The 25,806-nt window shown below is 59.6% G+C and carries 15 protein-coding genes; 7 read left to right on the forward strand and 8 right to left on the reverse strand.

Features of this window, described 5'->3' with window-relative positions; all coding sequences use genetic code 11:
- Window positions 1-210 precede the first annotated feature (210 nt).
- Both mgp130 and N645_RS0113670 read left to right on the forward strand, forming a co-directional pair.
- The gene (gene mgp130 / locus N645_RS0113665; protein ID WP_024462075.1) at window positions 211-1,395 is read left to right on the forward strand and encodes a 4-O-beta-d-mannosyl-d-glucose phosphorylase Mgp130; all 1,185 of its coding nucleotides are present in this window, start codon (window positions 211-213) and stop codon (window positions 1,393-1,395) included.
- Complete coding sequence (locus tag N645_RS0113670; protein WP_051174466.1) at window positions 1,395-2,606, forward strand: AGE family epimerase/isomerase; 1,212 nt, start codon at window positions 1,395-1,397, stop codon at window positions 2,604-2,606. Before mgp130 ends, N645_RS0113670 begins: the two co-directional genes overlap by 1 nt.
- Window positions 2,607-2,665: 59 nt before the next feature.
- Here the strand turns inward: N645_RS0113670 and N645_RS0113675 are convergent, their stop codons facing one another.
- Together N645_RS0113675 and N645_RS0113680 are read right to left on the reverse strand one after the other, a co-directional pair.
- Window positions 2,666-4,390 (reverse strand): bifunctional protein-serine/threonine kinase/phosphatase, encoded by a 1,725-nt coding sequence (locus N645_RS0113675; protein WP_024462077.1) that lies wholly within the window; start codon window positions 4,388-4,390, stop codon window positions 2,666-2,668.
- Between the two features lie 360 nt (window positions 4,391-4,750).
- Complete coding sequence (locus N645_RS0113680; RefSeq protein ID WP_024462078.1) at window positions 4,751-6,226, reverse strand: MFS transporter; 1,476 nt, start codon at window positions 6,224-6,226, stop codon at window positions 4,751-4,753.
- A gap of 487 nt (window positions 6,227-6,713) precedes the next feature.
- On the opposite strand from N645_RS0113680, the gene N645_RS0113685 reads away from it, so the two are divergent.
- Window positions 6,714-9,095: a TonB-dependent receptor gene (locus tag N645_RS0113685; protein WP_238559256.1), complete on the forward strand. Its 2,382-nt coding sequence runs from the start codon at window positions 6,714-6,716 to the stop codon at window positions 9,093-9,095.
- 147 nt (window positions 9,096-9,242) lie between these two features.
- Window positions 9,243-10,580: a hypothetical protein gene (locus tag N645_RS0113690; RefSeq protein WP_024462080.1), complete on the forward strand. Its 1,338-nt coding sequence runs from the start codon at window positions 9,243-9,245 to the stop codon at window positions 10,578-10,580.
- Window positions 10,581-10,708: 128 nt separating this feature from the next.
- On the opposite strand, the gene N645_RS0113695 is transcribed toward N645_RS0113690, so the two are convergent.
- A complete protein-coding gene (locus N645_RS0113695; RefSeq protein ID WP_024462081.1) occupies window positions 10,709-11,830 on the reverse strand; it encodes a MipA/OmpV family protein in 1,122 nt (373 codons plus the stop codon).
- Between the two features lie 164 nt (window positions 11,831-11,994).
- Here N645_RS0113695 and N645_RS0113700 point away from each other — a divergent pair, with 164 nt between their 5' ends.
- The 3 genes from N645_RS0113700 (at window position 11,995) to uxuA (ending at window position 17,976) form a co-directional block, all read left to right on the forward strand.
- Window positions 11,995-13,764: an SLC13 family permease gene (locus N645_RS0113700; protein ID WP_024462082.1), complete on the forward strand. Its 1,770-nt coding sequence runs from the start codon at window positions 11,995-11,997 to the stop codon at window positions 13,762-13,764.
- Window positions 13,765-13,985: 221 nt separating this feature from the next.
- Window positions 13,986-16,610 carry a heparin lyase I family protein gene (locus tag N645_RS17580; protein WP_081666154.1) on the forward strand — a complete coding sequence of 875 codons (2,625 nt, stop codon included), beginning with the start codon at window positions 13,986-13,988 and terminating at the stop codon, window positions 16,608-16,610.
- Between the two features lie 175 nt (window positions 16,611-16,785).
- Window positions 16,786-17,976: a mannonate dehydratase gene (uxuA, locus tag N645_RS0113710; protein ID WP_024462084.1), complete on the forward strand. Its 1,191-nt coding sequence runs from the start codon at window positions 16,786-16,788 to the stop codon at window positions 17,974-17,976.
- Between the two features lie 79 nt (window positions 17,977-18,055).
- Here uxuA and N645_RS0113715 read toward each other — a convergent pair whose 3' ends face one another.
- The 5 genes from N645_RS0113715 to N645_RS0113735 form a co-directional block, all read right to left on the reverse strand.
- Entirely contained in the window at window positions 18,056-18,838 is a 783-nt protein-coding gene (locus N645_RS0113715; protein ID WP_238559257.1) for a FadR/GntR family transcriptional regulator, read from the reverse strand.
- A 73-nt stretch (window positions 18,839-18,911) separates the two neighbouring features.
- Window positions 18,912-21,395 carry a glycoside hydrolase family 2 TIM barrel-domain containing protein gene (locus tag N645_RS0113720; RefSeq protein ID WP_051174467.1) on the reverse strand — a complete coding sequence of 828 codons (2,484 nt, stop codon included), beginning with the start codon at window positions 21,393-21,395 and terminating at the stop codon, window positions 18,912-18,914.
- 31 nt (window positions 21,396-21,426) lie between these two features.
- Window positions 21,427-22,656 (reverse strand): alginate lyase family protein, encoded by a 1,230-nt coding sequence (locus N645_RS0113725; protein ID WP_024462087.1) that lies wholly within the window; start codon window positions 22,654-22,656, stop codon window positions 21,427-21,429.
- 10 nt (window positions 22,657-22,666) lie between these two features.
- Window positions 22,667-23,866: a glycoside hydrolase family 105 protein gene (locus N645_RS0113730; protein WP_024462088.1), complete on the reverse strand. Its 1,200-nt coding sequence runs from the start codon at window positions 23,864-23,866 to the stop codon at window positions 22,667-22,669.
- 107 nt (window positions 23,867-23,973) lie between these two features.
- Complete coding sequence (locus N645_RS0113735) at window positions 23,974-25,548, reverse strand: glycoside hydrolase family 55 protein (protein ID WP_238559258.1); 1,575 nt, start codon at window positions 25,546-25,548, stop codon at window positions 23,974-23,976.
- Window positions 25,549-25,806: the final 258 nt, after the last annotated feature.

The raw sequence follows: 25,806 nt of genomic DNA on the forward strand, positions 1-25,806 counted from the left end.
GGCCATTGCGGCGACTCAACGATTTGAGTTGAGTCGTATTGACCATCAGATTGCAGGCAGACCTTGCAATCTGTTTTGTAACCGATTACATTGAGTGGCATTGTGGCGCCGAATAAACCCAGCCGGTACAGCGCTCCAGTTGCCGAATACGAGTATCGAACAACGCCGGGCGTTTTCACCTGTCCGGCCAACCGTCAGGACCCCTTGTACATGAACGATTTCAACCACGCTGTCCGCTCGCTGCTGAGCGACCATGAAACCCTGATTACCCGCAAGAACCAGCCCGCCCCGGGTGGCAATGGTATTTACCAGCGTTGGCAATCCCCGATTCTGACCGCCGCGCACACGCCGGTGTTCTGGCGCTATGACCTGAACCCGGCCAGCAATCCTCACCTGATGGAACGCCTGGGGGTGAATGCCACCTTCAATTCCGGCGCGCTGTACTGGAAAGGCAAGTACCTTCTGGCGGTACGTGTCGAAGGGGATGATCGAAAATCCTTTTTTGCGATCGCCGAAAGTCCCAACGGGGTGGACAACTTCCGCTTCTGGGATTATCCGATCACTCTGCCGGAAACCGAGCGGCCCGATACCAATGTTTACGACATGCGCCTGACCGCCCACGAAGATGGCTATATCTACGGCCTGTTCTGTACCGAACGCAAAGACCAGAGCCGGCCCGATGATCTGTCCGCCGCCGAGGCGCAGTGCGGCATAGCGCGCACCAGGGATCTGGTGAACTGGGAGCGGCTGCCGGATCTCATCACCTATTCCGGCCAACAGCGCAACGTGGTGCTGCATCCGGAGTTTGTCGATGGCCAATATGCCTTGTACACCCGGCCGCAGGACGACTTTATCAGTGTGGGTAAGGGGGGCGGTATCGGCTGGGGCCTGTGCGCTTCCATGGAAAACGCCGAAATCAAAGCGGAAGTGATTGTCGATGGTAAGGAATACCACACCATCAAAGAGGTGAAAAACGGTCAAGGTCCTGCGCCCATCAAAACGGAGCACGGGTGGCTGCATCTGGCTCACGGGGTGCGCAACACCGCCGCGGGGCTTCGCTATGTGTTGTACGTTTTCATGACCGAGCTGGAGCGCCCCTGGGTGGTCACCCATCGTCCCGGCGGTCATTTCATTGCACCTCAGGGTGATGAGCGGGTGGGGGATGTCTCCAACGTGGCGTTTGCCAATGGCTGGATCGTCAACGACAACCACGAGGTGTTCATCTATTACGCCTCATCCGATACCCGCATGCATGTGGCGACATCGACCGTCGACAAAATGGTGGATTACGCGCTCAATACGCCAGAGGATGGGTTGCGCTCTGCGGCGTCGGTGGCGACCCGAAACGCATTGATTGAGGCCAATCTCTCGCTGCTGGAAGGAATGAACAACTGATGGCGTTATACGAGCCCGCAGTGAAAAGCCCGTTGTCGGAATTGAGTCAGGAGTTCCGTTCAGAATTGCTATCGATTGCCGACTGGTGGTTGGCCTATGCCCAGGACCAGGAGCGCGGTGGCTTTTACGGTGAAGTGGGAGTCGATAATGTGCCGGTGCCGCACGCCGACAAAGGTGTGGTGCTGAATACGCGCATTCTGTGGTTTTTCAGCGAACTGGCCAGTGAGGTGGATGACCCCCGTTATCGCGAAGCGGCGGAGCGCGGTTACCGTTATCTTCTCGCTCACTTTCTGGACAAAGCCCACGGCGGTTTTTTCTGGACTCTGGATGCAGACGGAGCGCCCAAAGACACCAAAAAGCAGGTGTACGCTCAGGCCTTTGCAATCTATGCCCTGGTCGCCTATTACCAGTTGACCGGCGAGCCCCTGGCTTTACAGCAGGCGCAGCAGACGTTCGACCTTCTGGAGCGTCACACCGTCGACCCAGTGAAGGGTGGTTATCTGGAAGCGTTCAATCGCCAGTGGGGCGCGCTGGATGATGTGCGCCTGAGCGACAAGGATCTGAACTTCCCCAAAACCATGAACACCCATCTGCATGTGGTGGAGGCATACACCACTCTCCATCAGGTGGATGCTCGCGCTTCAGTCGCTGACGCACTGCGTTACGCGATTGATTGTTTTGATCGTCATATCATCAACAAAGATAACTTCCACCTGCGCATGTTCATGGATCACGACTGGCAGGATCATTCGCCCGGTTATACCTACGGGCACGACATCGAGTGCAGCTGGTTGCTGGCAAAAGCCACCGAGTCCCTTGCCGATGCAGCGGTCAGCGAACGCCTGAAGCCGAGTGTTCTCGGCATCGCCGACGTCTGTCTGCGCGAAGCCATGGGTGAACACGGCGAAATGTACGATGGCTTTGAGTTTGCGACTCAGGCGTTCAATCATGAAAGGGTCTGGTGGGTGCAGGCCGAGGCCATGGTGGGTTATTACAAAGCCTATACCCTGTCCGGTAACGAGGATTTCCTGGCGACAACGGAACGACTCTGGTCGTTTATCAAGCGCTATCACAGGGCTGAAAACGGCGAGTGGTTATGGCTGTCGACGCTGGATGATCAAAGCCTCGCGCCTTCGTACAAGCTCGGCCCCTGGAAGGGTCCTTACCACAATGGTCGGGCCATGTTGGAGATGCTGCGGTTGCTCCAATGATACCGTCTGGTGGATAGTGTCGGATTACGCTTTGCTCCGAAGCGTCGGACCGATCCGACCTACGGTTTCCAAAGGTGCCAGGCCAAGACCAGGACGATGGCCCATCCGCTGATGGCCAGCACCGGCCACACCCATTCGGGTCGCCGTTGCAATATGGGTAGCCCCGCGTCTCGCGTCCACCGCGGGTTGGGCCGCTGAAGATCCTGCCACCATTCGGAAAGAGCATCGTAGCGCTGTTGAGGCTGAAGGCTCAGGGCTTTCTCCAGCGCTTTGTCCAGCCACAACGGCACCATCGGGTTGTGATGGCGAGCGGGCTGATAGCGTAACTTCTGCAACTGGCGTTCGTTCAACGCTTTGCCATAAGCGTCGCCGTACGGCTTCTGGCCGGTGAGCATTTCGTACAACAATACGGCGAGGGAAAATTGGTCGGAACGCGGGCCGGTTTGGCCACCGTAGCGATATTCCGGGGCAGAGTAATCCATGGTTCCCAGAATCTTATCTCGGGTAAAGGGGGCCTCCAGCTCTTCCACGCTGGCGACCCAGCAGGAGCCGAAATCCACGATCACTGGTCCCTTCGGTCCCATAACAATATTGTCCGGCTTGATGTCCTGATGCAGGGTCTCCTTTCGATGAAAGGAGCGTATACCCTTGATCAACTGCCCGGTAATGTCCACCGCGTCATTGATTGCCAGAGGTCCGCGTTCGGCCATCAATTGCCCGAGCGTTGGCCCGGGTATGTACTCGGTCAGATAGTACAGACACGAACGGGGCTCGGGGCCCGACATAACCTTGGCGACCTGAGGGCTTTGAATCCGTGCGCCTATCCAGGCTTCCATCACAAATCGTTCGAGGTACGCAGGGTCGTCGCTGTATAAAACCGAGGGGGTTTTCATGATCATCCTTCGCCCGGCGTCGTCCTGCACCTGGTAGACCTGGCTTCGGTTGGACTCGTGCAATTGCTTCTCCACGCGCAAACCATCCAGGGTCTGCCCTGTATCGAGTAATGGCGGAAAAGGCAGTCGCGCCAGTACGTCCATGGCGTCATCCTGATTGGCGTGTCCCAGTTGCCGGACCGCGGCTACCTGTATGCTCAGATTGTCATCACTGCCATTGTCGAGCGCAGCTTTACTGGCTTTCTCCACCAGTTGCTGCGGGTGATCGCAGTGGGTTTTGATCAGCACGCGCAGCCGGTCTTCGGGCAGGTGATCGTGGATGCCATCGCTGGTCAGAATGAATACATCGCCAACGTGTACTTCCAGGGTGTGAAAATCCACCTCGACGCCAACGTCGGCGCCGAGTGCCCGGCTCAGGTAGGTTTCCTCGCGGCTGAGTGATTGGCAGTGGTCCCGGGTGAGTTGTTCGAGTTGGCCGCTGCGCCAGAGGTAAATGCGGGTGTCGCCGACGTGAAAGAGGTAGGCGTTGTTGCCTTTGAGGATGAGGGCGCTGAAGGTGGTGAGCAGCCCTTCACCGCGCACGCTGTTGCGACTGAGGCCCCAGAGGCTACGATTGAGCGATTGCAGTACTCGCTGACCGGATTGTCGTGTGCTCCAGGTGTCGGGGGTGGCGTAGTAGTCGGTCAAGAATCCGGTAATGGCGGTCTGGCTGGCTTCGCGCGCGGCGGCGCTGGAGCTGACGCCATCGGCGATGGCAATGGCGATGCCTTTGTGGGTAAGCGCCGCGCCATCGGGCAAGCGCGCCCCAATGGTATCCTGGTTTTCGCCTTTGCGTCCGCCATCACTGTACTGAGCAAAGTCGATGGTTATGTTCGATTTTATATGGTCCATTTAGAAATCATTGTCAGGTTTTTTTGAAGTCGGAGAGTCCGGGCGCTCGTGGGGTATACCGTTTGTAGACCCGCCGTGAATACATCCCTGTAGGCTTCTCGTCGGCTCCCTGCCTCCGAGAGTCTACAAACGGTATACCCCACGAGCGCCCTCCGTGCCATCTATCTAGCATTTGTAGAAGACTGGTAGTGAAGTCCATTCGTTGGCACTGAGGGGCGGGGCGGGGTAAAGCCTTTGGAGACTCTCGGAGACATGGATGTCGACGAGAAGCCCCCATGGATGGGTTCACGGCGGGTCTCCAAAGGCTTTACCCCGCCACGACCCGGACTCTACTAGAACCACCAAAGCCAAACCAAACCATCAAGTCAGCTCAATTTTTTGCAAAGTACCATCGGCCATCATCTCGCTCATATGGCCTTTGGGTTCGGCCAGCATCTGGACGAGGAAAAAGGTCACTACGGCCGAGGCGCCGATTACCAGAAAGAAGGTGCTCGCATCCATAAAACTATAGGCCGTCAGATACGTGACCGCACCCACGTTTCCGTAAGCGCCGGCCATGCCCGCGATCTGGCCGGTCATGCGACGCTTCACCAACGGCACCATGGCAAACACCGCGCCTTCGCCCGCCTGGACAAAGAAAGAACAGCACATCACCGCCATTACCGCCAGCCACACCGGCCAGCCGCCGCCGACCTGGGAGAGGACGAAGTAACCCACCGCCAGGCCGCCGATGAAGATGGACATGCTGCGTCGGCGACCGAAGTTGTCGCTGATCCAGCCACCGCCCGGGCGGGCCACCAGGTTCATAAAGGCGAAGGCGCCACCAAGCATGCCCGCTTCGGCCAGGCTCAGTTGCGTGAAGGTTTCCAGAAAGAAGGCCGGCAGCATGGAGACCACCGCCAGCTCGGAGCCGAAGGTGACGAAGTAGGCCCAGCTCAATACCGCGACCTGCTTGAACTCGTACTTGTCGTGCTCCGGTACGCCGTGTTTGAGCATGTCTTTGTTCACCCGATAGATCTGGCTGAACTGGAATATGAACAGGCACAGGAGGACCAGGTACATCAGGTAGACCGAGCTCTGGGTGAGCAGGCTGATGTTGGACGGGCCCAGGCGCCAGGCCAGTACGGCGAGGATGGCGTACATGGGGACGTTCATCGCGATGTAAAACCAGAAGTCACGCTTGCTGGAGACTTCCAGGCCGCCGGATTTTTTTGGTTTGAAATAGGTGGAGCCTTTGGGGGTGTTGCGCGCGCGCCAGTAGAAAATGCCACCGTAGACAATGGCAATAAGGCCGGTGCAGGCAATGGCTGCGCGCCAGCCACCGAGGCTGCCGAATACCACTACGGCCAGGGTGGGCAGGGTAAAGGCCGCGGCGGCGGAGCCGAAGTTGCCCCAGCCGCCATAGATACCTTCCGCCAGGCCAACCTGCCGGGCGGGAAACCACTCGCCCACCATGCGGATACCGATTACGAAACCGGCACCGACAAAGCCGAGCAGAAAACGGGTCAGCGCCAACTGCTCGAAAGTCTGTGAGGCGGCAAAGGCCAGGCACAACAACCCCGAGCAGGCGAGCAGCCCGGAGAACACGTTTCGTGGGCCGAACTTGTCCACCAGAATCCCGATCACGATGCGCGCGGGGATGGTCAGGGCGACGTTGAGAATCAGCAGCGCTTTCCACTGAGCACCGCTCATATCGAGGGTTTCAGTGATCAGGGGCTTCAGAGGGGCGTGACTGAACCACACCACAAACGACAGAAAGAAGGCAAACCAGGTCAGGTGCAGGACCCGGATGGAGGGCTGGGAAAAATCCAGCGGGTTCAGTTTGTTCAGGCTCATAAGACATCAATCCAGAGTATGGGGCCGGGTTGTCAGAGGCATGCCCGAGGGGAGTGAACCGCTTTGGGGCACGCATTGCGCTGCAGGGGTGATCATCTGTTGTGCTTGAACACGCGAGGTCGATAACTAACACGCAGCGCGACCGGGGCTGAAGCTGCAATGCCTATGCCAAATAAAATAATTTTTTAACGCCTTGTTTTTAAAGATGTTTTCGAATTGGGCGGCGGAGGTGGCCGATCCGGAAGCGTGAGTTGTCGCGCTGTCGGAGTGCGGAGTCGGTTCAGATTGGTGCATGGTCAGGCGCTGTGACGGGTTCCGGAAGTGGTTTTCTGTGGCTGGGGATGGATCGAAACTGGCGCATAAATCTTCTGCACTGCTCAGTGACTCAAAAAGGGGCGTCGAGTAAAACAGCGGAGAGGGATTTCCATTCTTTTAGTTATGTTATACCATAACAAAACTAGATGAATCGTATATCCCGGAGGTTGTTGTGCAGAAGAGCTGGTTGCAATGGAGTGGTATTGGGCTGTTGTGGGCTGGACTGGTCTCCCCGAGTGCATTGGCGGAAACCCTGACCGGCGCGGTGCTGGATGCCGATGGCCAGCCGGTGGCCGGCGCGGTGGTTGAATGGGTGGGCAGTAACCGCCAGGCTCTGACCGATGCCGCCGGTCGCTTCTCGCTGGAAGATCTGCGTGGTGAGGAAGTGGAGCTCCATATTATGGCGCCCCGGTTTGTGCATCAGCAGCTGCATGTCGATCTCGATGAGGGGCCGGTGACCATCCGGCTGCGGCCCACCCGCATTGAAGTGATCGAAGTGGTGGCACTGCCCTGGCACGCCTCCACCCTGGAGTCCGCCCAGCCGGTCAATGTGATTGCCGGTGACACCCTCGCCCGTCAGCAGTCGTCCACGCTCGGGGAAACCCTGAAGAATGAAGTGGGGGTGCACACCAATTACTTTGGGCCCGTCGCCAGCAGCCCGGTGATTCGGGGCCTGAGTGGACCCCGAGTGTTGATCACCCAAAATGGCCTGGATGCCGGCGATGTCTCCCGGGTGGGGCCGGATCATCTGGTGACCACGGAGACCTCGACCGCGGAGCAGGTGGAAGTGCTGCGGGGGCCGGCCACGCTGTTTTATGGCAGCGGGGCGATCGGCGGGGTGGTCAATATCGTTGATGGCCGGGTGCCCACGGATAACCAACTGGCTGGACAGTGGCATCTCAAACACGACAATGTGGCGGATGAAAAACTGGTCAGCGCCAGCGTCACCGGAGGTACGGGCTCCTGGGCCACGCATGTCGACGGTTTCTGGCGTGAGTCCAATGACTATCGGATTCCGGTAGCCGCCGAGCGGGAAACCCACGACGCCGATCACGACCATGAACACGAGCATACCGATGAGGTGTTTGACGGACGCCTGGACAACTCGGCTTACCGCGCCAAAGGCGCCAATGTCGGGGCCAGTTATTTACTGGATAACGGCTTTGTGGGTGTCTCTGTCGGACGGCTGGAGAGAACCTACGGCATCCCCGGCCACAGCCATGAGAGCCATGACGGTGAGGGCGACGTGGATGTCTACGCCGACCTGGAGCAGGATCGGGTACAGCTGATCAGCGAGCTGAGTCTGGATCACGCCTGGTTCAGTGCCCTGAACACCCGCCTAGGCTATACCGATTATCGCCATTCGGAAATTGAAGAGGGTGTGCCTCTTACCACCTTCGCCAATACCAGCCGGGAAGTGCGCGCCGAGCTGTTTCATCATCCGGTGGCCGAATGGCGCGGTGCTTGGAGTCTTCAGTACAAGCATCAGGACTTTTCTGCGGAGGGCGCTGAGGCCTTCACCCCGCCCTCGGAAACGGAAAGCCTGGCGCTGGGCTGGATGGAGGAGCGGCACTTTGGCCCGGTACAGGTTCAGTTGGGCGCGCGGGTTGAGCGGGTCGAACTGTCCGCCGATCAGGTGACGGTTCCGATGGACGATCAACCGGGATTGCTGGCCGCCTATCAAGTGAAACAGACCTTTGAACCGTTCAGCCTGTCCGCCGGTGCGGTGTGGGATTTCACCGAGGGTTACAACCTGGGGCTGTCACTGTCCCGGGCGCAACGCGCGCCTTCGGCGGCCGAGCTGTACTCCTTTGGCCCCCATATCGGTACCAGCAGTTATGAAATCGGTGCCCTGTATGACTTGCATGAAGAGGCGGATGGGCACTTTCACGCCGAGGTCAGTCCGGCGGCGGTGGAGCTGGAAACGTCCAACAACATCGATCTGACTCTGCGCAAGTTTGAAGGCGATGTGGGCTTCACGTTGAACGCCTTCTACAACCAGATGGATGATTTCTACTATCTGTCTGCCACGGGCCTGGAAGCCGAGGACGATCACGCCGATGAACACGATCACGGCGAGGCAGAGCATGAGGAGGAAGAGGCCTTACCGGTGTATCACTACACCGCCCGCGACGCGCGCCTGTATGGTGTGGAAGGCCAACTGGTATGGCAGGTGGCCAGCCCCTGGCGTCTGACCCTGATGAGCGACTACACCCGCGCCACCCTGAATGGCGGCGAAGCCATGCCGCGTATTCCGCCACTGCGTCTCGGAGCGCAACTGGAGTATCGCCTCAATGGTTGGCGGGCGGAGTTGGGCGCGCAACATTACTTCGATCAGGACCGCACCGCCAACCTGGAAACGGAATCCGATGGTTACACCCTGGTGGATGCCCAACTGAGTTACGACTGGGAGTGGGCCGCGCAGACCATGACCTTCTATGTCCAGGGCAACAACCTCACGGACACCGAAGCGCGTCCGCACACGTCATTTTTGAAAGACAAGGCGCCATTACCGGCGCGTTCGCTGGCGGTAGGACTGCGCTCCCGATTCTAGCCCCGTAGCGGTGGACGGCGGATGCGCGGTCCAACCGCTGCGCTCAGCCCCTACGCAACCCACCGCAGGTCGCGTAGGGCGGATAAGGGCAAAGCCCGCATCCGCCGCAACCAACAATTTAATAATCGAACAACAGGAGTTCTAAACATGAATTGGCAACACGGACTTTCAACCGCTTTGTGCCTGAGCGCACTGTTGGTACTGAGCGGCTGCGGTGGCAGCAGCACCGAGATTGTGGAACGCGATCCGGTGGAAGATCATTCCGACGATCACGATGATGATCATGGTTCAGCCCATGGTGACGCGCCCGAAACCAAAGGCCGGTTACTGGTAGCCGCCTACGATGAGGCCGAAGTGGTTCTCTATGATCTGGATGACGGCGACGAGCTGGCCCATTACGAACTGAATAATCCGGCTTCGGCGGTATACGCCAGCGCGAACCATCGCTTTGGTGTGATGTTGCAGCGGGATGCGGGTGAAGTAAACGCGGTGGACTCGGGTCTGATTCACGAGTATCACGATGATCACTGGGATTACACCATCACCTCCCCGAGCTTTGCCGACTTCTCGGCGCCGGGTCCACGCCCGACCCACTTCACCACCGGTGGCGAGCGTTCGGTGATTTTCTATGACGGCAATGCCGATCAGGGCGAGGCGGCTGAGGTCGGGGTCTTTTCCGAAGCCGATATGGCCGACAATGGCAGTGGCCGATGGCTGACCCTGGACACTCACCAGCACGGCGCAGCGCAGCAGTTTGGGGAGTACCTGTTTGCCACTGTCCGGGATGCCAATGATGACAGCACCACCTTGCCCAACCAGGTGGCGCGTTACCACTGGCACGATGACGAGTACGAACTCGAACAGACCTTCGAAACGCTCTGTCCCGGACTGCACGGGAGTGCCCAGTGGCATCACGGTGTCGCCTTTGGCTGCACGGATGGTGTGTTGGTGATTCATGAGGAAAACGGCGAGTTCGTCGGCGAGAAAATCGCCAATCCGGAAGGCTTTGAGGGACGCATCGGTTCGCTCTATGGAATGTCCGAGGGAGAAATACTGGTGGGTGTTGCTTCGGAAGAGCTCTATCTTATTGATCCGGAAGCGGACAGCATAGAGCCGATCGACTGGCGCGGTGAGTCAGAGCGCACCGCCATAGGTTACGGGTTCGATGCCGAGGGTGAACGCTTTCTGGTGCTGGACAGCTCCGGGGATCTGATTCGCCTTGAAATCGCTGATGGCTGGGCGGTGCTTGAGCCAATCGAAGCCGTCACCAGCGACCTGAGCGGTCTGGCGGAAGACTTGCGCCCGGTGATGAGCGTGTCCCATGCGAGTCATCTGGTCTACATTACGGATCCGGTGGCCAACACGGTGGTGGAAGTGGATCTGGAATCCGGTGCGGTCGAGACCGTTCTCAACCTGGACGTTACGCCGGCCAAAGTAGCGTGGCTCGGGTTTGAAGGGGCGTTCGAGCACGACCACGAGCATTGAGGCAGGTTACGGCGGGTGCGCGGTTCAATCGCTGCGCTCAGCCCCTACGCAAGGTTGGGTAGGGCGGATCGGTCCGACGTATCGGAGGCCGCAGGCCGCATCCGCCGTTCCCCCATGCTTTCCAACACCTAAAACGTATAGGTCAACGACACAAACCCTTTCACCAACCGCTCCTCATCCACAATCGGGCTGTCGGTCAACTCGTTGCCGAGTTGCTCCACGCCGATATTACCCACCAATTGCCACCCCTGGGTGATTTCGTAAAAGAACGTCACCCCGGCCTCCGGGTTGACGGCTGAAGACGGTTGATAGGCGGGCCGCTCGGCGGTGGCCGCCTCTGTCGGCACGCCAAACTCGTAGTCCGCCAAATCGGCGCTCAGCCAATTCAACCCTAAAAACGGTGACAGTCGCCAATTCCCCCACTGAAAACCGCGACTGAGCGACAGTTCCGCCTGCTGCCCGCCGGAGCGGTCGAACAGGTCCTGACTGGCGCTGACAGTAAAATCGATGCCGGCGGGGAGCTCCCGGGTCCAGGCCAACCCCAGCATCAGGGTGGTGTCCCGATCACCCAGACCGGCGAGGAAGGGGCTGTCCTGCTCCTCGTAGGCGCCCAGGCGTAAATCCCCCTGAAGCGCCAGTCGCCAGTCCGTGCTGCCCGCCAAGGTGTAGCGGATACGCGGTCCCGTCCACTGCAGTTTCTCTCCGATATAGACGATAGCGGGGATCACCGTGCCGGGCTGTTTGGTGCTGCCCCGGTAGGGCGAGGTCTGCCCGACTGCGCCGATGCCGACGCCCCACTGGCCCGTATCGCCCAGTATCTGGCTCAGGGAGAGGGTCTGTTGCGTGGGCGCGTCGTCGCTCAGGGTCAGCCGGGCCCGATTGAAGTTGGGCGGCCCCTTGGGGCGATAGTTGTTGGACAGGGCAATGGGCTCCCGGGGAATGCCGATAAAATTGCGATCCAACTCGCCATTGCCGTTCTCATCCACAAACAGCAGAACGGCGTAGTCGCCTTCCGGGACGGACAGCCGAATCGGTTGTCCGGCGTCAAAGCGCTCCCGGTACTGAGCGGTGCGCAGGCTGCCGAAGGTGTCGGCATCCTCAAACAACAGGACGTAGAGGGGGCCGTCAGCCGGCGGGTTGGTCAGCTCGATATCCAATTCGGCGGCCGTGCCGGGCAGGGTAATCAAGGCGCTCAATAGCACCAGCCCGTGGAGAGCGGCCGTGCGCAATGCACTGCGAAGAGAGGCCATGAAAGTTTCCTTGTGTGGGTGGTTGTCCAGCCAGTACGAAGGGTCGGCAAACCTGGATGCGTATATGCTCCAGTGTTATAACCCTAGAGCCAATAACTATTTTCTCTTAGAACCCGCTTTGGTTATGCTCGCGGGCATTATCACCCTAATCTGGACGAGACTGTATGGAATGGCAAGGCTTGTTGTCCCTTTCGCTGACCCTGGGGGCACTGGGCACTCTCATCTTCACGCGCATTGGCCCGCATCTGGTCATGACTGGCGTGATGGTGATCCTGCTGGTCTCGGGTGTGCTGACACCGTCCGAAGCCTTTTCCGGTTTCAGTAATAGCGGCCTGATCACCGTGGCCGCCATGTTTGTGGTTGCCACCGGTATTCACGCTTCGGGAGGCATCGAGCTGATCGTGCATTATCTGCTCGGTGAGCCGAAGAGCGTCCGGCGCGCCCAGATGCGGGTCGCCTTCCCGGTCGCGCTGTTCAGCGGCTTTCTGAACAATACCCCGGTGGTCGCCACCATGATTCCGGCCCTGCGGGCCTGGGCCAAGCGCATTGATGTCCCCGTCTCGAAGCTGATGATTCCCCTGAGTTACTCCGCCATTCTGGGCGGCACTCTGACGCTGGTGGGCACCAGTACCAACCTGGTGGTCAACGGTCAGTACCAGTCCATGACCGGGGAGGCCGGGTTCTCGCTGTTCTCGATTACCGCCGTGGCGTTGCCGGTGGCGATCATCGGCCTGGTTTTTATTATCGTGTTCTTCCCCCGCTGGTTGCCGGATCGGCGGGAAAAGGAAATTTTCGGGAACCTGCGGGAGTTCACTCTGGAGGTGGCCGTGGCCGCCGATGGGCCCCTGGTGGGCAAGACCGTCGTCCAGGCGGGCCTGCGTAACCTGAAGCGGATTTACCTGGTGGAAATCGAGCGCGCCGGAGCCATCGTGCCAGCGGTAGGCTCGGAAGAGCCTTTGCAGGCGGGCGACCGGCTGATTTTCGCGGGTAATACCGAAGCGATTTCCGACCTGTTGCGGATCAAGGGGATTGTGGCCTCCACCAATGGTGAACCGACGTTGGGAAGAGAGCACAGCGAACGGCGTCTGGTGGAAGCGGTGATTTCCCCCCACAGTAACTGCATCAACCAGACCATCCGGGATTCCCAGTTCCGGGAGCGATACGGGGCGGTAGTGCTCGCCGTGGCCCGCAACGGTGAACGAGTACCGGGCAACCTGGGCACCATCAAGCTCAAGCCCGGTGACACCCTGCTGCTGGAAGCGCGGCCAGCTTTTGTCAGTCGCCAGCAGTACAACAAGGACTTCCTGCTGATCAATGACCTGCAGACCGAGGCGCCGCGCCATCAGCGGGCGTACCTGGCCTGGGGCATTCTGCTCGCCGTGGTGCTGGTGTCCGCCACCGGCCTGCTGCCGATTCTGCACGCGGGCCTGCTGGGCGCTGCCGCCATGCTGATTACCGGCTGCTGCTCCGCCCCCCAGGCCCAGAAAAGCCTGGACATCACCGTATTACTGACCATTGCCGCGTCCTTTGCGCTGGGGGTGGCGCTGGACAAAACCGGCGTGGCCCGCCTGCTTGGAGAGACGCTGGTCAGCCTCAGTGGTGGTCACCCCTGGCTGATTCTGCTGATGGTCTATATATCGGTCTCCATTCTCACCGAGTGCATTACCAACAATGCGGCGGCCATCATCATGCTCCCAGTGGTGCTCGAGATCACCGAAAAAGCGAGCCTGAACCCGGAGCCCTATATTTTCGCCCTGATGATTGCCGCCTCCGCCAGCTTTGCCACGCCGTTGGGGTACCAGACCAACCTGATGGTCTACGGCCCGGGGGGGTACCGCTTCACCGACTTCCTGAAGGTCGGGGCGCCGATGAATGTCGTGATTGGTATTTCGACCATTGTGGTGCTGATTTTGGGCTGGCCGCTGACCGCTTAGCCCGGGGCCTCTGTCGGGTTACGCTCCGCTAACCCGACCTACTCGGAGATTGCGCAGACCCCGTAGGTCGGGTTAGCGGAGCGTAACCCGACAATTCCGAGAAAGGGGGCAAAGTCGGCTCAAATTGGTATGGCCACTTGACAGCAAGGCTGTTTGTGCGCCATAGTGATCTCGCCTAAAAATCCACGCATATTGCGGAGAATAACCAGAAGGTGATCACTATGACCCTCATCAAGCAATCAACCCTGGCTTGCCTTTCAAGCCTGCTCATAGCCTGTGGTGGCAGCATTGGCCACGATACCCCGACGCCGGGAAGCGGCGCAGACGAGAGTTCTTCCAGTAGCGAATCGAGCGCCAGCAGTGCGTCGTCATCCAGTGATGGTGGTGCCAGCGTCGATAGCAACGTGCTTATGGGCGTATTTCTTGACAGCCCGGTGGCGAATGTTCACTACGAGACCCAGAGCCAGAGCGGTGCCACTTCGGAGGCGGGTGCTTTCCAGTATCTGGCCGGTGAGATGATCACTTTTTCCATTGGCGACCTGAGTTTTCCCGAAGTCCCTGCAAAGGCCACCATTACTCCGCTGGACCTGACCGGCAGCGCTGAGGTCAACGCCGAGGCAGTGATCAACATGGTTCGCCTGCTGTTGACCCTGGATGTCGACGCCGACCCGGACAATGGCATCCAGATTGATGAGCAGGCTCACGGCGCGGCTACCGCTGTCGATTTCGATCAGAGCGCCGAAGCGTTTGCCGAGTCTTCTGCGGTGACCAACCTGATCAGCGGCTCCGGTTCCAGTCAGACCGAGCTGGTCAGTGCCAGCGAGGCGCAGGTGCACTTCCAGAGTACCCTGGATGCGTCGGTCAATAACCGGGTGGTGGCTTCGGCCGATGGTCCGGGGGATACCTACGAGCTGTTCAATGACGCCTTTGGCGGCGAAGCCGTTGAGTCGCCGGTCTGCGATCCCAATGAAGACAGCTTTGGTCGGCGTATCACCGAAGTGATGGATGATGAGCTGGAGACCCATGTGTTCGCCTTCCACATTCTGCGTGATGTGGACGGGGATCGCTGTATTGAAACCATCACCGACCGCCAGCGTATCGAAGTGAAAACCTATGGGGCGTCTCCAGCCGATCGGGTGGCGACCGAAGGTGAAACCCACACCTACCGGTGGAAGTTCAAACTGGATGACGGCTTTCAGCCCTCTTCATCGTTCACTCACATATTCCAGATCAAGGCCGCCGGTGGCGATGATGACGGTATGCCGATTGTGACCTTCACCCCCCGTGCGGATAGCCCGGACAAGTTGCAGCTGCTGCATGCGCCGAACGGTGACAGCGGTGCCGACGAGATGGCCAGTGCCGAGTTGGCCGAGTTTGAAGGTCAGTGGGTGGAAGCCTATGTGCGCACCCACAACGAGGACAATGGTCGTCTGGAAGTCCGTTTGACCCGGCTGAGTGATGGCGAACCGTTGCTGGTCTGGAGCCACAACAATATCGATATGTGGCGCGCCGGGGCGGATATCAATCGACCCAAGTGGGGCATTTATCGCAGCCTGAACAATATTGACTCGCTGCGCGACGAAACCGTCTGGTTCAACGATTTCTGCATTGCCGAGGGGACCAACACCTGCCCGTCAGAGTTGAACCCCACACCGCAACTGCCCGATGAAGGCGATGCGCCGGACTTCGGATTTGAAGCGGATGCGCTGGGCGAAGCGCCGGCCGGTTTTGAAGTGGAGGGCGACATTGTCGTCTCTGACGAACAGGCGAGTGAAGGCAGCCAGTCGGTGAAGTTCTCGCACCCGGTCGACGGTCAGGTGAGAATGCGCCAGGCATTCGGCGCGACCGCGACCGGTTCGCTCAAGGCATCGGTACGAATCCCGGAAGAAGTCGGAGTGGATACCCTGATCACCCTGTATGCGCTCAGCTACAACTCCGAAAACCGCGCCATTGACCTGATCTTCAAGCCTGATGGCACCCTGCGTCGCCGCGAAGGCAGCAGCCAGGAGGATATTCAGGCCTATACCCCCGGCGCCTGGACCGACATCGAAATCCAGTGGAGCGAACTGTCCACCAGCAACGAATTCACTCTGCTGATCGATGGCACCGAAGTCGGTACCTTCCCGGTGGCAACCCCCGGCCTGACACCAGAGCGGGTCGAGTTCAAGTTTGGCCAGAACAGTGGGGCGATCACCGAGCAGAGCCTCTATGTGGATGCCATTTCCATCGCCGATACCCTGTCTGGCGGTGAGGACGGCGGCGATGAGATCCCGGAAGAGCCCGTTGATGCTCCCGAGTTCGGTTTTGAAACCGACGTGGTGGGCCAGGCGCCCCTGGGTTTTGAAGTGGAAGGCGACATCCAGGTCAGTGATGAGCAGGCCACCGAGGGGGATCTGTCGGTGAAATTCTCCCACCCCGTGGATGGCCAGGTGCGCATGCGTCGGGAATGGGGGGCTGCGGCCAGTGGTTCACTGACCGCTTCGGTTTACATCCCGGCGGATGTCGGGGTGGACTCCCTCATTACGGTCTACGCCGAAACCTACAACTCAGCCAACCGGTCCATGGACATTCTGTTCAAGCCCGATGGCACGCTGCGCCGGCGGGAGGGCAGCAGCCAGGAAGATGTCACCACCTACGAGTTTGATACCTGGACGGAGGTGACCCTGACCTGGGAGTCCGTTGATACCAGCAACGAGTTCACCTTGTGGATTGATGGCGTGGAGCAGGGCACCTTCGCGGTGGCCACACCGGCGCTGATTCCCGAGCGGGTGGAGTTCAAGTTCGGTGGCAATTCGGCGGCCATTACCGACAAGAGCCTCTATCTGGACGCCGTCTCCGGCTTCTGAGGCCTTCATGAACGGCAGCCCGTCAGGGCTGCCATTGCCTTTTAACGCCGCTACCCGGCTCGCACTGAGAACGATTGCGAGTTGAAACCGTCTGGAAAAACGGTTAAATTGGTCAGGCAGATTTACCAATTTCCGCAACGGTCACCGCGGAAAGATGAATGATTGAGAGGATAGAATGCAAGAAACATGGCGATGGTTTGGTCCGAATGACCCGGTCAGTCTCACCCACATTCGACAGGCCGGCGCGACGGGGGTAGTAACCTCGCTGCATCATATTCCTACCGGAGATGCCTGGCCCCTGAAGGAAATTCTGGAGCGCAAGGCGTTGATCGAGGAACAGGGTATGACCTGGTCGGTGGTGGAGAGTGTGCCGGTGCACAACGACATCAAAACCCGGACCGGGCAGTGGCAGAAGCACATCGAGCACTACAAAACCTCATTGCGCAATCTGGGTGAGGCGGGCATTACCACCGTCTGCTACAACTTCATGCCGGTGGTGGACTGGACCCGGACCAATCTGAGTTATGTTCTGCCCAACGAAAGTCAGGCGCTGCGCTTTGAGATGAGTGACTTTGCCGCTTACGACGTGCATATCCTGCAGCGCAAAAACGCCGCCGATGATTATGACCCGGAGGTGCTGGCACGCGCTGAACAGCGGGTTGCCGCGATGAGCGAGGAAGAGAAGCTGCTCCTGGAGAAAAACATCATTGCCGGGCTGCCCGGTGGCGATGGTTCCTATGATCGGGCCGGCATCATGGCCGCCATTGAGGAATTCATCGAGTTGGGCAATGAAGGCATGCGCGCCAACCTGTTCGCCTTTCTGAACGAAGTGGTGCCGGTCGCTGAAGCGGCCGGTGTGCGCCTGTGTATTCACCCGGACGATCCACCCTTTTCGTTGTTCGGCCTACCCAGGGTCGTGTCCACGGCGGACGATGCCCGGGCGTTGCTCGAAGCGGTCCCCAGCGAGGCCAATGGCCTGACCTTGTGTGCCGGCTCCTACGGGGCGCGCTGCGATAATGACCTGGTGAAAATGGCGGAAGAGTTTGGCTCGCGCATCTACTTTGTGCATCTGCGTAACGTTAAGCGCGAAGATGACGGTTCCTTCTACGAAGCGGATCATCTGGATGGGGACAACGATATGGTCGGCCTGATCGACCAGCTGCTGGTGGAAGAAGCCCGTCGCAAGGCGCAAGGCTTGCCTCAGATGGATATTCCCATGCGCCCGGATCATGGCCACCTGATGGCGGATGAAATTGGTCAGCAAGGGGTGAACCCGGGTTACTCCTACGCGGGCCGAATGAAAGGCCTGGCGGAGCTGCGCGGGGTGATTCACGCACTGGAAGTGGTCCGGCGTCGCGCCTCGTGATGATCGGCGCTCGTTAATCGGGATCAAAAAAAGGCGGCCTCTAATGGCCGCCTTTTTTTGATAGGACAACCGAACGTTGTCAGCCAGCGTTGCTGAAGTGCGTTGCCGCCGCTTCGGTGGCATTTTCCAGGTGTTTCTGCATGGCGGCTCGGGCCGCTTCGGGATCCCGTTTTTCCAGGGCTTCGATAATGGCCCGGTGGTCCTCCAGGATGGGGTGAATCCCCTCGTCCCGAATGCGCGCCGAGAAGGAGGTGTGCAACTCTGACTGGTTACGCAGCTCCCATAGCCAATCAACCACCGCGTAGATGGCGCTATTCTGACAGGCACTGGCGATGATGTTGTGAAATTTCCAGTCGGCGGTTTCGGAGGCGTTTTCCTGCTTCTCCTCCTCTTCCATTTCCCGGTAGGCCTCCCAGAGCTGGGCGATCTGCTGATCCGTGATGCGCTCCGCCGCCAGTGCGCAGGCTTCAGTCTCCAGAAGCATCCGGGTCTCAAGAATCTCGAACGGGCCTATACCCTTGTCTTTCACCTCAAGCCGGGGTTTCTTCTTGGTGACGTAAATGCCGGAACCCGTGCGGATTTCGATCACCCCCTGTAACTCCAGGGCGATCATGGCTTCGCGGATCGTGGGGCGGCTGACACCGAGACGTTCGGCCAGATCCCGTTCGGCGGGAAATTTCTGACCGGGTTTGATCTTGCCCTCGGCAATCAGTTGCGACAGTTGGTTGGCAACTTTGATGTAAAGGCGATCGGGTTTGATGGCTTCGAACTGCATGGCAATGTCCTCATGGTGCAGACCGGCAAGTAGGGCGCCGGCCGGCGAATCACGCTCTCCGAGCTCCGTGTCGGGCGCGTTTTTCATTGAGCCAGCAGTGTACTATGGTCAGGCGGTAAAACCAATGTAAGGGGCGCTCGGGGCGCCCCTCGATAGGCGTTTAAGGATCAATTTCGCCGGTGTGATCCACATAAACGTAAGCGCCCTTGACGTCCTGACTGCGCAATTCAATGATCGAAGAGCGGTCTGGATCCGGGCGGTACAGGATCGAGGCGTAGCCATTGGCCATTTCAATTTCGCTGCTCTTGTCCGGGGTGCCGTAGTTCTCCAGCAGTTCGCCGGCCTCGCCCACGTTGCTGAAGTACACCCGTTCATCGCAGGTGATGCAGCGGTCGCCGTTCTTGTCCACCGCTTCGGCTTCGATCAGAAGCAGGCCGTCGTCCTGGCGGGTGGCGCTCATCCGGACTTTCTCCAGCTTGTTGAGCGGATCGACAATATAGGTCACGGTCATCTGGTCCTCGGCAACGGTGCGGCCATCGCGTTCGCCCACCACCCGCAGCTGGTTCTCACCCTCGCTCAGTCGGGTTTCCCACACCAGGCCACCGGCCGGGAACTGGTTGGGATCACGCTGCTTTTTGTCCAGTCGCTTGCCGTTCACAAACAGTTGGGCGCTATCGGTGTTGCAGAAGACGGTGATGTCCAGCGGCTCATCTTCCGCACCACCGCGGTGCGTCCAGGTGTGTGACTCGATGTAGCAGAAGGGCTCGTCTTTCCAGTAACTGGCGTAGACATAGTAGGCGTCTTTTTTGCGGCCCTGGCGGTCGACCATTCCCTTCTGGTTCATGTAAGGGATCGGGTTTTCGGGACGCAGGGGCGTAGCGAAGTCCTTGAAAGCCCACTGGGCGCCACCGGCGTAGTTGGGCAGGTTCTCGGAAACCTGCAGGTGCCAGTCGAACAGGTCCACAATGTAGCTTTCGTTCCAGTCGGAGTCCTTGGCCACGCTGCGCACCACCGCCTGGTTGACGGCCTCTTCGACGTCCACCTGGGCACCGGGCATGCCGTCTTTGGTGATTGGAGTGGGCGTGTGTCGGCCGACGTGACTGGAGCCGCCGTATTCCATGTGCAACATACGCGGGTATTCTTTCATGGCGTTGCGTAGTGCTTCTTCGTACTGAGAATAAGAACCGCCGTACCAGCCGGCCCAGATGGATGGCGAGAACACATCGACGATGTGGGAGCCTTCGTAGTACTTGCGGATGGCGGTCAGCCGGGAGTCGTCCATTTCATGGGCGATGTCATTCAGATGCTGCAGGTAGGGGTTCAGCTTTTCCGGGTCACCGCCACCAGGGAAGTCCGCCTCCCAGTAGATCTCATTGCCCAGGGACCAGAACACAATACTGGGGTGATTGCGGTTTTGGGTAATCTGCTGACGGAGTAGCCGTTCGGTGTTTGCCTGCCATTCTTCGCCGCCCATACCACCGCGGGTCCAGGGTAGTTCGTCCCAGATGATCAGGCCCAGTTCATCCGCCGCGCGGTAAACTTCCGGGTCCTGGGGGTAGTGGCCGAGGCGCACAAAGTTTGCGCCCAGGGCCTTGATCATGCGCATGTCTTCCCGGTGCTGCTCGTTGGGCAGGGCGTTGCCCAGCCCGGCGTGTTCTTCATGACGGTGGGTGCCGCGCAGCAGCAGCCGTTCACCATTGAGGTAAAAGGCCCCGTGCTCTTCAAATTCGAACCAGCGATAGCCGTAGCGTTCGGTCAGTTGGTGGGTAGTGTCATCACCCTGAACCAGGCTGACTTCCATCTGATACAGGTTGGGGGTATCCGGTGACCAGAGTGCCGGGCGGGGCAGGGTTTCCGTCGGCAGACTTTCCGAAAATTCACCCGGTGCCAGGCTCAGGGGCCGGTTGATTTCCGCCACCGTGTGACCATCCGGATCAATCAGGCGTGCGCTGAGTTGATAGTCACGAGTGTCTTCGGCAGTGTTGCGACCAAAGACCGTGATATCCGTCTGCCCCTGCTCTTCGCTGACCTTGGGCGTGTCGATCTGTACCCGGGATAAATGAACATCCGGCAGCACCTTGAGCCACAGATCGCGGCTCAGCCCGCCGTGCACCACAAAGTCGGATTTTTCCGAGGGAATGATGTTGGGGTCATAGGCGTTGCTGACCCGCACCATCAGGGTGTTGTCCTGGCCGGGTACCAGCTGCTCGGTAATGTCGATCTCAAAACCAATGTAGCCGCCCACATGCTGGCCGGCATGCTCCCCATTGACGTAGACGTCGGTGACCATGTTGGCGCCCTCAAAGTAGAGCACGTAGTTCAGGGCGTCCTCGGAGGCGCTGGGGGTCAGTGTTTTGCGGTACCAACTGGCGCTGCGCCGGTAGCCGGGGAGGGCGTCGACGGGGTCCTTGGAGTTCCAGGTGTGCGGTAGACTGACGGTCGACCAGTCGTCGGCCTGTTCGGCGCGCTCAACCGTTTCGGTGAGCGCCTCAAGATAGTCCCAGTCGGCATTGAGGTTGATCGTATCCGGCTCGGCCGGAATGGAGGTGGCCTGGGCATGGCCCATCGCCAGCAGCAGTCCGGCAAAAAGGCCTGATGTGTGGCGACGCCAGGCGCCGGCTTGTCGCGGTTGATGATGTCTCACGGTGTACCTCTCGATAGTTCTCATGTTGTGTTTATGGAAAAAGTGGCTCGCCGGGTTCGAGTAGCCAGAGTAGCGGATGGCGGACCGGCAGGTTTCGGCGTACCTCGTACTCTTGTGGGTCCGGCTCAAACGGCGACCAGAGCGTCAGGTAATCCGGTTCCTCGAAAGCGCGGGCGGCGAGGGCCAGGGATGGATGCCGAACCGGCCATTCGTCCCAGTAAAGCACGTCCGGCTCCAGGGGCCATTGGCGCTTGTTCCGGATGTAGGGAGCCATAAATTCAATGGCCCGTTTCATGCCCCGTCCGTTGTCCGCCCGGTAGTGCCAGAGGTCCTGCTCGGGAGTAGACGCAATCTCCGCGACCATCGCCATGGCATCGAGCACGAACAGGGAGTAGCCGTAGGCTTTGGTGCGTTCCAGTTCGGCGGGAAAGCTGCCGTTCTCGGCCATCATGTTGCCGACAAAGTTATCGCGAAAGTCGTTGCGGATGCTGGCAAGGGTGGCTTCATCCCCGAGCAGGTCGGCGAAGGCCGCCGCCTGCATGGCCCAGGTAACGCCGTGGTTGTTGGGGTGCTGGCGCTCCTTGATACCAAACGGGTGCTCCACCAGCCACGTCAGGTAGCGGGAGAACCAGTGTTCGATGGCCCGTTGCTCTTCTCCGGTCAGTTGCCCCCGGGCGATCAGATGTTGGGCGCTGCGGGCGACCTGAGTGAGGTGAATGGTATCGATCACGCCGATACTGCGCCCGGTGTTGCGGCCCTTGATGGCCTGGGCATACAGCAGGTGCGGCGCCATATGGGTGTCCGGGTCGACAAACCAGGCCCGGAGGTGATCGATTGCGGCCTCGGCGTAGCGATCGTCACCGCTCAGAAGGTAGGCCGAAGTAAGGCTGGCGGTAATGTCGCTGAAGCGCATCAGCGCCTCTCGATGGGCGATGAAGTTGTCCGGGTTGGTCAGACCGTCGCGGCGAATATAAGGGCCGTCCGGATCCTCCGGATTGGGCCACCAGTAGTCGCCTTCGGAGTAAAAGTCGTGGCGCCCACCGGCGCTTCGCTCGCTCCGGGTGGCGGTAACGGTCCGAGGGGCGGCCTGCAGGTAGGCGTCTGCCTTGCGCTCGATGCGGGAGTGCTCCACCGAAGCGACCTGCGTGGTGATACCGCCTGCCGAACCGGTCGGCAGTTGGGTGCAGCCGGTGGCCAGCAGGGCACCGGCCACCAGCAGTGAGCTCGTAACTGAGCGGATGCGGGAGAGTTGGCTCAACATGGGCAACTCGCTAGCGCCGGCTCATGGGGTAAACTTCAGACGCCGCCAGCAACAGGGCTCCGACACCGTAGAGCTGGGTGTCCTCTGCTGTGGCGCTGCCCGGGGCGAAGCCGACCTGCTGAACCCAGCCCAGTTTGCCTGAGGGCTGCACCGCGTTCACCAGGGCGCCCCAGCCGAGCTCGACACTCTGGCGGTACTGCTCACCTTCCAGCAGGCCGTTGTTCAGGCCCCAGGCCAGGGCAAAAACCAGCAGGCCGGTACCACTGGATTCCGGTGCGGGGGCTTCGTCCCGGGCCAGCAACGAGGAGCGCCAGTTGCCGTCGGCGTGTTGCAGTTTTACCAGACGGGCGGCCATCTCCCGGTAGATGCGTTCGTAACCTTCACGCTCCTCAAAGTCCTCGGGCATCTGGTCGAGGATTCGGGCAATGCCGGCCAGGGTCCAGCCGTTGCCCCGACCCCAGTAGATCAGTCGGCCCTCATCATCGCGGCGCTCAAAGTAACGACTGTCACGCAGATAGAGGTGTTCGTCTTCGTTATAGAGGTACTCGGTGGTGGCCCAGAACTCTTCATGGGCAAATTCCGCGTAGCGGGGGTCACCGGTCAGTCGGCTCAGATCAAAGAACACCGGCGGCGCCATGAAAATCGCATCGGCCCAACACCAGCGCTTGCGGCACTCCTGGTCGTTGAATACCCGATCGCCCACGACGAGTCGGTCACGCTCATCGTCGATAAAGGCAAGATCCACGTCGCTGGGGTTGCTGACCACCTGGTCCAGAACCTCTTGTGTGTGCTTAATCATCCGGGCTTCGTCGTGCTGCCGGTAAAGATCAATGTAGACCTGTCCCATGGCGTGATCGTCGGCATCGTAAACTCGGGGGCCCAACTGCCACTGATTGACCTCACTGAGATTTTTGACGGCTGTGCGGTACTCGGTCTGCCCGGACTGCTCCGCCCAGCGCATCAAACCAATGTTCAGTGTGGCGTTGACCCAGCCCTGGGGTAGCTCGCTGGCGCGCTCTTCTTCCCGGAAGTTTTTGGTCTTCAGGTCATACTGGGCCAGTTGCCAGTCGGCGACCCGGTTGGCTGCGGTGCGGATGGCCTCGGGCTCGAAGGCATCGGACAGCCCGGCGGATTCGGGGGTGCTCTGATGGGTACAGGCGGTGGCTGATAGCAGTAGGGCGGCGGCCAGAGGCCAGCGTCGATAACTCATGGTAACCCTCGTGTTATTGTTCCGCCCCTGAGGGGCGGTAGTGGTAATGAATTTTGGTAATGTGGTAATACCAATTTTGGCAGTCTAAACCGGCTGCCTGAAAATGTCTACGGCTCCCCCAGTCGCTCCCGTTTCTGATATTCATACAGAGAGGGTGCCGAGCGCAGAGGAGTGTTCAGGGCGTCGATCAGGGCATCCGGGCCATAGTCGATGGTCAGTGGCCGGTTGCCATGAATACCGATCAGGCGTGCCTGGGGGCCATCGGAGACACCGTGTAACCGCAGGGGTCGCGAGTCGTCCATTCCGCCATCAACCTGCACGCGAATATTCCAGAAGGTGTTATAGGCGCCGTGGGTCGGTTTCCAGTAGCTGGCACCGCCGCCTTTGAACAGAGGGTATTGCGCGTCGTCAATGTGGTCTGGGTCCAGTTGCACCAGAACTTCCAGGTCGTCGAACAGGTTCTGGTGGTTGGCGCCGGAATGCTGGTCCAGCACCGGAGCGGTATACACCTGGCTTTGGGTGTAGACGCTACGGGTGGCAAAGGTATTGAAGCTGAGCGGGTGACGAACCCGGTTGTGGACCTTGAGGTTTTTGACCAGAACGTTGTGGGTGTCGCCCATGGATACGCTGTAGTGGGCCAGGTTGTCGCCAGTGGTGGTGATGTTTTCCAGGCTCAGGTTGGCGACTTCCTCGGTCAGAATGCCGCTGTCGGCATTGTGAATCTGGACGTCTTTCACCCAGCCGTTAAACAGGCGGGTCAGGAAAATCGCGTTGTAGCCGGGCTCCACATGGTGGGCAATGGTGGGTGCGGTGGGAAACGTCAGGCTCAGGTGCTCGATGCCGACCCGGCTCAGGTGGGGCCACTGGACGATTCGGGTGTGGCCGCCGCTGGCACTGATATCGTGCAGCAGGGTGTCCTTGATTCGAACCCGGCTGGCATCGACCGCCTCAATACGGGTCGGTTGGCGAACCAGTGGCTGGTCAGGCTGGGTCCAGTGGTGGGAGCCAATGGTCACCTGGTCGGTCTGGTAAATGGCGTCCAGCAATGGGCCCTGTTCGCCGTCGCGGTTGTGCCAGTGGATATTGACCACGTCGCCCACCGACAGCGTGTGCCCGTCTTCAACCTCAATCCAGTGTTCGCCTCGACGCCCGGCTGTGGCGGTGGCCAGCGTGGTGAAAGGTTGGCTGTAATCGTCCAGGTAGGCCTTAACCCGCTCTCCGGGAACCCGGGTCCAGATAAATCCGCCGGCCCAGGAATACTGAGAGAAGGGCAGGTCGATATTATTGGCTTTCTCCCGCTGCTGTTTGTTCTGCTCTACCAGGTATTCGCGCAGCTCCTGCAATGCTGGAGGGTCGGGCAGATACATCAGGGGGCGGGGAAAGTAAATTTCCGTGGCGCCCTGTCCTGCACCGCGCAATACCATATCGCTTCGCTCAATATAGAGAATGTCGCTGAGGATCAATCTCCCGGCCGGCAGTCGCAGGACCACCGGCCCGTCGACGGCGTGAGCGGCGCGAAAGGCTTTCTGAAGCGCCCGGCTATCGTCCCGTTGATCGTCGGGTACGACCCCATAATCGGTAGCGTCAATGTGACGGGCCTTTTCCAGTGCGGGCGCCTGTTCGCCGTATTCATAGCCGGCGTAGGAAAAATCGGGTATGAAGGCGTCCTGGTCGCTGAGCAAGGGCGGCACGGCTCCCGCGACTCCAGCCCAGGTAAAAAGAGCAACAAATATTGCGGTACGCCCCCGGGTTGAGTGTCCCCTCATCCTCTCTTTACGATATAGTTGCATACAATCATCCTCATAAATATTCATTATCATTGTGTCTGTCCGGCGTTCTTGCCCTACATCGGGGCAAAAGCTTGAAAAAAATTGGCCTTACAGCTTTACCATCATACCATGTTGATGCATACTCGGTTCAACGGTACCGGCATTGCCTTG

Origin of the sequence: Marinimicrobium sp. LS-A18, assembly GCF_000463525.1 — a bacterium.
Lineage (GTDB): Bacteria > Pseudomonadota > Gammaproteobacteria > Pseudomonadales > Cellvibrionaceae > Marinimicrobium > Marinimicrobium koreense.